Annotated in this window: 10 protein-coding genes; 5 read left to right on the forward strand and 5 right to left on the reverse strand. The window is 67.3% G+C overall.

The genetic code is table 11. From position 1 onward, the window contains the following. Window positions 1-35: 35 nt before the first annotated feature. Complete coding sequence (locus ACE026_RS06320) at window positions 36-410, reverse strand: DUF4124 domain-containing protein (protein WP_486038399.1); 375 nt, start codon at window positions 408-410, stop codon at window positions 36-38. Window positions 411-482: 72 nt separating this feature from the next. Here ACE026_RS06320 and pssA point away from each other — a divergent pair, with 72 nt between their 5' ends. The 3 genes from pssA to rimI are packed head-to-tail and all read left to right on the forward strand — an operon-like array spanning window position 483 to window position 2235. Next, window positions 483-1262, forward strand: coding sequence for a CDP-diacylglycerol--serine O-phosphatidyltransferase (pssA, locus tag ACE026_RS06325; RefSeq protein WP_346472174.1), 780 nt, complete (start codon window positions 483-485; stop codon window positions 1260-1262). Continuing rightward, complete coding sequence (locus ACE026_RS06330; protein ID WP_486038400.1) at window positions 1259-1741, forward strand: hypothetical protein; 483 nt, start codon at window positions 1259-1261, stop codon at window positions 1739-1741. The genes pssA and ACE026_RS06330 overlap by 4 nt, the downstream gene beginning before the upstream one ends. Further along, on the forward strand, window positions 1738-2235 hold the full coding sequence (rimI, locus tag ACE026_RS06335; RefSeq protein ID WP_486038401.1) for a ribosomal protein S18-alanine N-acetyltransferase: 498 nt from the start codon (window positions 1738-1740) through the stop codon (window positions 2233-2235). The genes ACE026_RS06330 and rimI overlap by 4 nt, the downstream gene beginning before the upstream one ends. 91 nt (window positions 2236-2326) lie before the next feature. On the opposite strand, the gene ACE026_RS06340 is transcribed toward rimI, so the two are convergent. From ACE026_RS06340 to ACE026_RS06355, 4 genes are all read right to left on the reverse strand, one after another. Beyond that, complete coding sequence (locus ACE026_RS06340) at window positions 2327-5095, reverse strand: valine--tRNA ligase (protein WP_486038402.1); 2769 nt, start codon at window positions 5093-5095, stop codon at window positions 2327-2329. A gap of 43 nt (window positions 5096-5138) precedes the next feature. Next, on the reverse strand, window positions 5139-5327 hold the full coding sequence (locus tag ACE026_RS06345; RefSeq protein ID WP_088432079.1) for a YqaE/Pmp3 family membrane protein: 189 nt from the start codon (window positions 5325-5327) through the stop codon (window positions 5139-5141). A gap of 45 nt (window positions 5328-5372) precedes the next feature. Further along, window positions 5373-5798 (reverse strand): DNA polymerase III subunit chi, encoded by a 426-nt coding sequence (locus ACE026_RS06350; protein ID WP_486038403.1) that lies wholly within the window; start codon window positions 5796-5798, stop codon window positions 5373-5375. 85 nt (window positions 5799-5883) lie between these two features. After that, entirely contained in the window at window positions 5884-7362 is a 1479-nt protein-coding gene (locus ACE026_RS06355) for a leucyl aminopeptidase (RefSeq protein WP_486038404.1), read from the reverse strand. 104 nt (window positions 7363-7466) lie between these two features. On the opposite strand from ACE026_RS06355, the gene lptF reads away from it, so the two are divergent. Next, window positions 7467-8546 carry an LPS export ABC transporter permease LptF gene (gene lptF / locus ACE026_RS06360; protein ID WP_313209225.1) on the forward strand — a complete coding sequence of 360 codons (1080 nt, stop codon included), beginning with the start codon at window positions 7467-7469 and terminating at the stop codon, window positions 8544-8546. Then, window positions 8543-9652 (forward strand): LPS export ABC transporter permease LptG, encoded by a 1110-nt coding sequence (gene lptG / locus ACE026_RS06365; RefSeq protein ID WP_486038405.1) that lies wholly within the window; start codon window positions 8543-8545, stop codon window positions 9650-9652. Before lptF ends, lptG begins: the two co-directional genes overlap by 4 nt. Window positions 9653-9793 lie beyond the last annotated feature (141 nt).

A 9793-nucleotide genomic window follows, 5' to 3' on the forward strand; every position in this document is an offset into this window, starting at 1 on the left:
CCGTTGGTTTTGGCGGCCTCGACGGGGCCGGTGGCTCAGGCCCTGGGGGTGCAGTAGGCCTGGATGGCGGCCTCGGCCAGGGTCTTCTGGGCGCTGCGCTGCTCGTCGGTCAGGGCGGTATCGGCCGTGCCGTCGCCATCGGCGTCCTGCATGACCTTGCCCGGCCCGTTGAGCAGGGTGAGGTTGCCGCGGGCATCGGTGCAGGCCTTGTTCTCGGCCGGGGCGACGGCGGTCTCGCGCGGGAGCGGGTCCCGGTTCTCGACCTGGCGGGCCTCGTACTTCTGCCCAGCCGGCGGCTTCTCCGAATACTGGGTGACGCCGTTGGCGTCTTTCCACTTATAGACAGTGCCGGCGCTGGCCGTGGCGCTGGCGAGCAGCAGCAGGGCGCTCAGACGGGACAGGGCACGCATGGCAACTCCGGGAACGGGGCAGAACCGCGATTGCAGCACCCCGGGCCGGTGCTGGCAAGCTAAACTGGCCGCATGGATCAGATGAAACCCCCGCCGCGCTCGCGCAGCATTTACCTGCTGCCCAACCTGTTCACCACCGCAGGCCTGTTCGCCGGCTTCTACGCGATCATCGCCGCGGCCAACGGCGACTTCGTCAATGCCGCGATCGCGGTGTTTGTCGCGGCGGTCATGGACGGCCTGGACGGCCGCGTGGCCCGCCTGACCGGCACCAGCAGCGAATTCGGCGTGCAGTACGACTCGCTGGCCGATCTGGTCAGCTTCGGCATGGCCCCGGCGCTGGTGATGTACCACTGGTCGCTGTCCTGGCTGAAGTTCGACGATCCGGTGCTCGGCCGCGTCGGCTGGGCGGTCGCCTTCCTGTATGCCGCCTGCGCCGCGCTGCGCCTGGCCCGCTTCAATACCCAGGTGACCGTGGTCGACAAGCGCTGGTTCATCGGCCTGGCCAGCCCGGCTGCGGCCGGCTTGATGATGTCCTTCGTCTGGGCTTTCGCTGATGGCAACCTCGGCTGGGACGGCAACCAGCTGCGCTATGTCGCGCTGGGCGTGACCCTGGTATCGGCGCTGCTGATGGTCAGCCGGATCCGCTTCTGGAGCTTCAAGGGCAGTGGCGAGAAGGGACCGCGCGCGGATCGCGTGCCGTTCCTGGCACTGGCCCTGGTACCGATCGCCATCGCGATCATGGTCATCGATCTGCCGCGCGTGCTGTTCGCGGTGGGCGTGGTGTATGCCTTGTCCGGCCCGTGTTACTGGGTATGGCAGCGCACCCGCAAGACGGTCGAGCCGAACGCGTGAGCGGGCAGGCGCTGCCGCCATTGTGGTCGCCGGCGCAGCAGTCCTGGCTGCAGGCGATGGGGTATACGGTGTTCGTCGACGGCAGTGTCGAGCCGGAGGCGCTGGTTGTGCCGGAGATCGAGTTGCGTGCGGCCCCGGTTGCCGAGCCGCCGGCCCCGGTGCGTCCCTCGCGCCCGGCGCCGCCAGCGGATGCGCCGCCACCGGTGCGGCGCAATGCCCCGCGTACGGTAGAAGAACACGCACCGGCCAGTGCGTCGGCGGCCGCGCCGGCGCGCGCAGGTGGCGGACGACGTGCGGCGGTGCGGATGCCTGATCGCCTGCAGATCGCCCTGCTGCGGGCCTCCGGCTGCAACCCGGCCGAGCCGGACACCCAGGCCTTGATGGCCAGCTGGAACCTGGATGAACTGCGCAGCAGCGCCGCCGCCAAGCGCGCGTTGTGGCCGCAGCTGCGCGCCCTGCGCAAACAGGCCCGGCCGTGAGCGCGGTGAGCTCGCCGCGACCGTTGTCGCTGCGCGCGCTGCGCGAAAGCGACCTCAATGCGGTGATGGCCATCGAGGTGCGCGGTTACCCGTACCCGTGGACCCGCGGCATCTTCCAGGACTGCCTGCGTGCAGGTTATCCCGGCCTGGCGATGGAAGAGGATGGCCTGCTGATGGGCTACGGCCTGCTCAGCATCGCCGCCGATGAAGCCCATATCCTCAACATCTGCGTAGACCCGCTGTGCCAATCGCGTGGCCACGGCCGCTACCTGCTGCGGGCGCTGGTGAAGCTGGCACGCGACCATGGCGCGCACCGCGTGTTCCTGGAAGTGCGCCCGTCCAATACCTCGGCCGTGGCCCTGTACCACAGCGAGGGGTTCAACGAGATCGGCCGCCGGCCGCGTTATTACCCCGCCCGCGAGGGGCGCGAGGATGCGCTGGTGATGGCGATCGAGCTGGTCGACGACGACATCCAGGTGATGCCGCCGCTCTGACAGCGTGGTGTAGAGCCACCCCATGGGTGGCTGCACGTCATCCCGCCCCGGAAGGCAGCCACCCATGGGGTGGCACTACCTCCCGCAGCGCTTACAGCTTCGCGCGCTGCGAGCGCAGGCCATCCAGCTGGGCGGTCCATTCGACCAGGCGCACGCGCTCCTGCTCGACCACGGCCGCGGGCACCTTGTCGGTGAACTTGGCCAGCTTGGTCTCGCTCTTTTCCTTCTCCGATTCCACCCGGGCGATTTCCTTGTCCAGGCGCGCGCGCTCGGCGCCCAGATCGACCAGGCCTTCCAGCGGCACCAGCAAGGTGAGATCGCCCACGATCGCAGCGGCGGCCGGCGGCGTGTCGCTGCCGTTGGCCAGCCATTCGATGCGCTCCAGCTTGAGCAGGAACGACAGCGAGGAGGTGAAGCGGGTCATGCGCGCGCGGTCGTCGTCGTTGCCACCCTGCAGCAGCAGCGGCACCAGCTTGGACGGCGGCACGTTCAACTCGCTGCGCACGCGGCGCAACGCGTTGACCATCGACTTCAGCCATTCCACGTCGGCTTCGGCGCGGGCGAAATTACCCGCGAATTCCTCGGCGGTCGGATACGGACGCAGCGAGATGGTGTCGTCGGTGATGCCCAGGCGCGGGGCGACCTGGCGCCACAGCTGCTCGGTGACGAACGGGGTCAGCGGGTGCAGCAGGCGCAGCAGCGCTTCCAGCACGTACAGCAGGGTGTGGCGGGTGCTGTTGGCGTCATCGGCGTCGGCACCGTTGAGGGCCGGCTTGGTCAGTTCCAGGAACCAATCGCAGAACTCGTTCCAGGCAAATTCGTACAGGCACTGCGCCAGCAGATCGAAGCGGTAGTTGGCGTAATGCGTCTGCGCTTCGGCCGAGACCGCGGCCAGGCGCGCGAGAATCCAGCGCTCGGCATCGGTGCGCGGCTGCGGCACGCCGGTGAAGCTGCTGCCCTCGGTGTTCATCAGGGTGAAGCGGCTGGCGTTCCACAGCTTGTTGCAGAAGTTCTTGTAGCCCTCGGCGCGGTTCATGTCGAACTTGATATCGCGGCCGTGGGTGGCCAGCGCGGCGATGGTGAAACGCAGCGCATCGGCACCGTGGGCGATGATGCCCTCGGGGAATTCGCGGCGCGTCGCTTTCTCGATCTTCGGCGCGTCCTTGGGCTTCATCAGGCCGGTGGTGCGCTTGGCAACCAGGTCCTCGATGGAGATGCCATCGATGATGTCCAGCGGATCCAGCACGTTGCCCTTGGACTTGGACATCTTCTGGCCCTGCGCATCGCGGATCAGGCCGGTGATGTAGACGTCCTTGAACGGAATCTTCCCGGTGAAGCTGTCGGTGGCCATGATCATGCGGGCCACCCAGAAGAAGATGATGTCGAACCCGGTGATCAGCACCGACGACGGCAGGTAGCGCTCGAAACCGCGCGCGTCCATCGCCTGCTCGTTCGGCCAGCCCAGGGTGGAGAACGGCCACAGCTGCGAGGAGAACCAGGTCTCCAGCACGTCGCTGTCCTGGTGCAGGGCGAGGTCGGCGGCGAGGTTGTTCTTCGCGCGCGCTTCGGCTTCATCACGGCCGACATAGCAGTTGCCTGCATCGTCGAACCACGCCGGAATGCGGTGGCCCCACCACAGCTGGCGGCTGATGCACCAATCCTGGATGTTCTCCATCCAGTGGCGGTAGGTGTTGATCCAGTTGGCCGGGACGAACTGGATGCTGCCGTTCTCGACCAGCTCCAGGCCGCGCTTGGCCAGCACGTCCATCTTCACGAACCACTGGTCGGTCAGGTACGGCTCGATCACCTGCTGGGTGCGATCGCCACGCGGCACCTGCAGCTTGTGCGCCTTTGTCTCCACCAGGATGCCCAGGTCTTCCAGCTCGGCCAGGATCACCTTGCGCGCTTCGTAACGGTCCAGCCCGCGGTACTTCTCCGGGGCGTTGTCGTTGATCGCCGCCACCGGGGTGAACAGGTTGATCATCGGCAGGTTGTGGCGCAGGCCGACCTGGTAATCGTTGAAATCGTGCGCGGGGGTGACCTTGACCACGCCGGTACCGAACTCGCGGTCGACGTAATCATCGGCGATCACCGGGATCTCGCGATCGGTCAGCGGCAGCTTGACCATTTTGCCGATCAGGTGCGCATAGCGCTCGTCTTCCGGGTGCACCATCACGGCGGTGTCGCCGAGCATGGTTTCCGGGCGGGTGGTGGCCACGGTCAGGGTGCCGCTGCCATCGGCCAGCGGGTAGCTGATCGACCACAGGAAACCGTCTTCCTCCACGCTCTCCACTTCCAGATCGGAGATGGCGGTCTTGAGCACCGGATCCCAGTTGACCAGGCGCTGGCCACGGTAGATCAGGCCCTGCTCGTGCCAGCGCACGAACGCCTCGACCACCGCTTCGGACGGCTGCGGGTCCATGGTGAAGGTGCTGCGCGACCAGTCGCTGGAGGTGCCCAGGCGGCGCATCTGGCGCTCGATGGTGTCACCGGACTGCGCCTTCCACTCCCACACCTTCTCGATGAAGCCGTCGCGGCCCAGCGAATCGCGGGTCTCACCGGTGTTGGCCAGCGCCAGGTTGCGCGACACCACCATCTCGGTGGCGATGCCGGCGTGGTCGGTGCCGACCTGCCACAACGTGTCGTAGCCACGCATGCGGTGGTAGCGCACCAGTGCATCCATCAGGGTCTGCTGGAAGGCATGGCCCATGTGCAGCGTGCCGGTCACGTTCGGCGGCGGCAGCAGGATGGTGTACGGCTCGCCCTTGCCGGACGGCTTGAAATGGCCGGCCTTCTCCCACGCGTCGTACAACGCGGTTTCAAAGGTTTTGGGGTCGTAGCTGGAGGCGAGTTGGGTCATGCGGGAACCAGGATCGAATACGGAAGGTGGGGGTGCCGGAAGCTCAGCGGCCTAAGGCGCGGCGGATCTTCTGGTCGGTATGGAACTGTGAGACCGCGTAGGCGGCCCAGATCGCGGCGGGCAGCCAGCCGATCAGCGTGATCTGCAGGATCAGGCAGAGGATGCCTGCGATCGGGCGGCCGATGGTGAAGAAGGCGAACCAGGGAAAGATCAGGGCGATCAACAGGCGCATCAAGGGTCTCCGGGGGCGGCGGCGACCGGACGGGCGCCGCGCGGGTTACATGTCGTACTTGTTCAGGTCAAAGCCCAGCGCCTTGTACTGGCGCCAGCGCTCGCGCAGTGGTTCGCGCGCTTCCGGGGCGGCCGGCACCACTTCCAGCACGCGGTCGCAGGCGGCCAGATAGGGATCGTCGCGCAGGTTGATCACCAGCGGCCGGGCCGGCGCCTCGGTGCCGGGAACGGCGATCAGCACCAGCGCCTCTTCCTCGTCCATGTCTTCGCCGGCAATCTGGTGCGGGATGTAGGCATCGTTGTCGAACGCCCACAGCAGCTCGTCCAGCTCCTCGGCCTGGGCCTGGTCGCGTGCCAGCACCAGGGTGAACAGCCCGGCGTCGTTGGCCTTGCGGGCCAGTTCGCAGACCAGGCGCAATGGCTCGGTCAGGAAGCGGGGCTTGGCGATCAGGTAGAAATCAGCACGGGACATGGCAGGGCCTGGAGCGGAGGGAGAACCCGGCGCCAGGCCGGGCGGGACCGCGGCCACCCGCAGGCGGCCGCGATCGGGCAGGGCATCAGGCGCGGGCGACCTGGTCCAGCAGCCACTGGCTCAGCAGGCCGACCGGGCGGCCGGTGGCCATGCCGCGCTTGCCTTCGTCGCTGGCCACGCCGGCGATGTCCAGATGGGCCCAGCGCTGGCCTTCGGCGAAGCGCGACAGGAAGCAGCCCGCGGTGATCGCACCGGCCCAGCGGCCGCCGATGTTGTAGATATCGGCGAAGCTGGAATCCAGCATCGGCTGGTACTCGTCCCACAGCGGCAGGCGCCAGGCGCGGTCGAACACGTGCTCGCCGGCGGCCAGCAGCTCGTTGGCCAGGTCGTCGTGCTTGGTCATCAGGCCGGCGGTCTGGTGGCCCAGGGCGACCAGGCAGGCACCGGTCAGGGTGGCCACGTCGATCAGCGCGGCCGGCTCGAAGCGCTGCGCGTAGGTCAGGGCGTCGCACAGGATCAGGCGGCCTTCGGCGTCGGTGTTGCCCACTTCGATGGTCTTGCCCGACATCGAGGTGATCACGTCCGAGGGGCGGTAGGCATTGCCGTCGATGGCGTTCTCGACCGCCGGCACCACCACCACCAGGTTCAGCGGCAGCTTGGCCGTGACGGCCGCGACGAAGGTGCCGATGACGTTGGCGCCACCGCACATGTCGTACTTCATCTCTTCGATGCCGCCCTGGGTCTTCAGGTTGACGCCACCGGTATCGAAGGTGATGCCCTTGCCGACCAGCACGTAGGGCTTGGCGTCGCTGCCGTTGTTCCACTTCAGCACGACCAGGTGCGGGCGGTTGGCCGAGCCACGGGCCACGGCCAGCAGCGAGCCCATGCCCAGCGCTTCCATCTGCTGCTCGTCCAGCACCTCCGCTTCGGCGCCGTCATGGGCCTTGGCGAACGCGACCGAGGACTCGGCCAGGTAGGCCGGGGTGCAGACGTTCGGCGGCAGGTTGCCCAGCTCGCGGGCGTACTGCACGCCGGCGGCGATGGCCTGGCCCTGGGCCAGCGCCTGGGTGTCGGTGCCCGCGATGGCCAGCGTGGTCAGGCCCGGCTCGTCGGCTTTCTTCTTGCCCAGCGTGGCGCTGTAGCGGTAGGCGGCGTGGTCGGCGGTGATGATGGCCTGGCGGATGTTCCAGGCGGCATCGCGGCCCTTGACCTCGATCTCGGTCAGGGTGAACAGCGCGTGGTGGTTGACCCCGCTCTTGAGGGCGCGGCTGGCATCGCCGACCGCCTTGAGGTACTGCGGCACGCCGAATTTGGCCGGCTCGCCCAGCCCGACCACCAGCACGCGTGCGGCGGTGATGCCGGGCAGATCGTGCAGCAGGGTCGTGTTACCGGTCTTGCCGCCCACGTCGCCGCGGGCGATCAGGGCCGACAGGCGGCCGCCGGACGCGGTGTCCAGGGCCTGTGCCGCCGGGCTCAGGGTCTGGTCGGCATAGGCGCCGACGATGACGCAATCGCACTCGGCCGAGGCCGGTGCTGCGTGGTTCAGGGTGAATTCCAGGGCCATTGATCAGATTCCGTTGGCAAATCCGTACAATCGCGAGCTGTTTACGTCCCGTCAGTAGACTGGGCAGCACCGCGAACGAATCCGAGAGTTTAAACCACCGCCCCATGTCGAAGCTCGATCGCTATCTCCTGCGTGATTTCGTCCAGAGTTTCCTGGCCACCCTGATCGTGTTGCTGGTGGTGAGCGTCGGTGGTGTCCTGGTGGACATCCTCGGCAACATCGCCGACGGCCGCCTGCCTGCCCGCCTGCTGTTCTCACAGCTGGGCCTGCAGTTCATCGTCTATATGCCGCTGATCCTGCCGCTGGCGCTGATGCTGGGCCTGCTGCTGGCCACGGCCCGGCTCTACCGGGACTCGGAAATGGCGGTCATCACCGCCATCGGCGTTGGCCCCAAACGCCTGCTGCGCCCCCTGCTGATGCTGGTGGTGCCGGTGGTGGGCCTGATCGGGCTGTGCTCGCTGTGGCTGGGCCCCTGGGCCGACCGCACCGGCGAGACGATGATCGACGAGGCCAACCGCAGCGTGGTCATGGCCGGCCTGGAGGCGGGCAAGTTCACCTCTCTGCCCAATGGCGGCGTGGTTTACCTGTCTTCGGTCTCCCCGGATGGCACCCAGCTGGGCAAGGTCTTCCTGCAGCGCCAGAAGGAGGACCGCATCGAAGTGATCTCCGCCGATCACGGCCGGATGTACTTCGAGGGCGCCAAGCAACGCTATCTGGAGCTGGATGACGGCCACCAGGTTGAAGGCCCGGCCAACGGTGCGCTGGACTACAAGCTGATGACCTTCGCCCGCAACGACGTGGCCATGCCCGACGGTGCCGAGACCCGCAAGGACGACGACCCCGAACTGCTGCGCACCACCCAGCTGTTCGGCGATGAGCGCCCCGAGGCCCAGGCGCAGCTGCACTCGCGCATCGCCCCGCCGCTGATCGCGCTGGCCTTTGCCCTGATGACCCTGCCGCTGGCCCGCAGCTCGCCACGCCAGCAGCGCTACGGCCGCATGATGCTGGCCTTCCTGGCCTATATGGTGGGCATGAACCTGATGTTCATCGGCACCCGCTGGATCGCCGATGGCAAGATTCCCGCCGTGGCGGGCCTGTGGTGGCTGACGCTGCCGTTGCTGGCCCTCGCCCTGTGGATGTATTTCCGCGACGGCAAACTGTCGCGTCCCCGGAGGACCGCATGAACGTGTTGCGCCCCATGCGGTTTGATCTGTACCTGGGCCGTGCCGTGTTCGGCACCGTCCTGCTGACCTGGGCGGTGCTGGTCGGCCTGGACGTGGTGATGGCCTTCTCCGGCGAGTTCAAGGACGTCGGCAAGGGCAGCTACACCCTCGGCCACGCAGCCGCCTGGGTGCTATACACCGTGCCGCGGCGCGCCTATACCTTCTTCCCGACCGCCGCCGTGATCGGTGCGCTGATGGGCCTGGGCCAGCTGGCCGCCACCTCCGAACTCACTGCGCTGCGCGCGCTGGGGCTGTCGCGCAAGCGGCTGAGCGTCTCGGTGGCGATCGCGCTGTCGCTGATGACCGCGGTGATGGTGTTCAGCGGCGAAACGCTGGGCCCGTGGGGCCAGAGCAAGGCCGACGACATCAAGATCAGCGCCAAGTGGGGCAGCAGCCTGAGCGCGGCCCGCTATTCGGGCGTGTGGGCGCGCGAAGGCGACACCTTCCTCAACGCCCAGAGTGGCGATGAGCAGTTGCAGTCCGGCGGCGGCACGCGTCTGATCCTGCACGATGTGCGCTTGTACAAGATCGCCGACGACGGCCGCCTGGCCTCGCTGACCTATGCCACCACCGCCGAACATGGCGCCGATGGCTGGGTATTGAACAAGGTCCGCCGCGACACCTTCGGTGAGCGTTCGGCAACGCGGGAGACGGCCGAATCCGAGCCGTGGAATTCACGGCTGGATGCGGCGGCGCTGGCCAGTGGTATTTCCAAGCCACGCAATCTGACGGCGATGGATCTGCGCACCAGCATCGAGTACCGCAAGCGCAATGGGTTGGATGCGCGCGATTACGAGGATGTGTACTGGAGCCGTTGGTTCTATCCGATCAATGTGTTGGCGTTGTGCTTGGCGGCGGTGCCGTTCGCGTTCGGTTCGCTGCGCAGTGGCGGTATGGGCAAGCGGTTGTTCCTGGGCATTCTGTTCGCGCTGGGCTTCTGGTTGTTGCAGTTGTTCTTCGGGCGCATGGCCGGTGCGTTGAAGTTCGATTATCGGATTGCGTATGCGTTGCCGCCGATTGTGATGATGGTGGTGTCCGGGTTGTTGTTCCGACGTAAGTCGGGCTGATTCTTCCGCTCACACGCCGCGCCACGCCAAACGCCAGAGCCGAAGCCGAAGCCGAAGCGGCCACCATGTGCTCTCGAGCTAGGCGCGACGGGCTCGCCATTCCGGGACCCGCCGCAAGTACGTCCATGTAGGCTCGTGTGC

The organism is Stenotrophomonas sp. AGC87, from assembly GCF_057333975.1.

Coding starts and splice junctions, on each gene's coding strand:
- ACE026_RS06320 (WP_486038399.1), bottom strand. CDS start 410: ATGCGTGCCCTGTCCCGTCTGAGCGCCCTGCTGCTGCTCGCCAGCGCC.
- pssA (WP_346472174.1), top strand. CDS start 483: ATGGATCAGATGAAACCCCCGCCGCGCTCGCGCAGCATTTACCTGCTG.
- ACE026_RS06340 (WP_486038402.1), bottom strand. CDS start 5,095: ATGACCCAACTCGCCTCCAGCTACGACCCCAAAACCTTTGAAACCGCG.
- ACE026_RS06345 (WP_088432079.1), bottom strand. CDS start 5,327: ATGCGCCTGTTGATCGCCCTGATCTTTCCCTGGTTCGCCTTCTTCACC.
- ACE026_RS06350 (WP_486038403.1), bottom strand. CDS start 5,798: ATGTCCCGTGCTGATTTCTACCTGATCGCCAAGCCCCGCTTCCTGACC.
- ACE026_RS06355 (WP_486038404.1), bottom strand. CDS start 7,362: ATGGCCCTGGAATTCACCCTGAACCACGCAGCACCGGCCTCGGCCGAG.
- lptF (WP_313209225.1), top strand. CDS start 7,467: ATGTCGAAGCTCGATCGCTATCTCCTGCGTGATTTCGTCCAGAGTTTC.
- lptG (WP_486038405.1), top strand. CDS start 8,543: ATGAACGTGTTGCGCCCCATGCGGTTTGATCTGTACCTGGGCCGTGCC.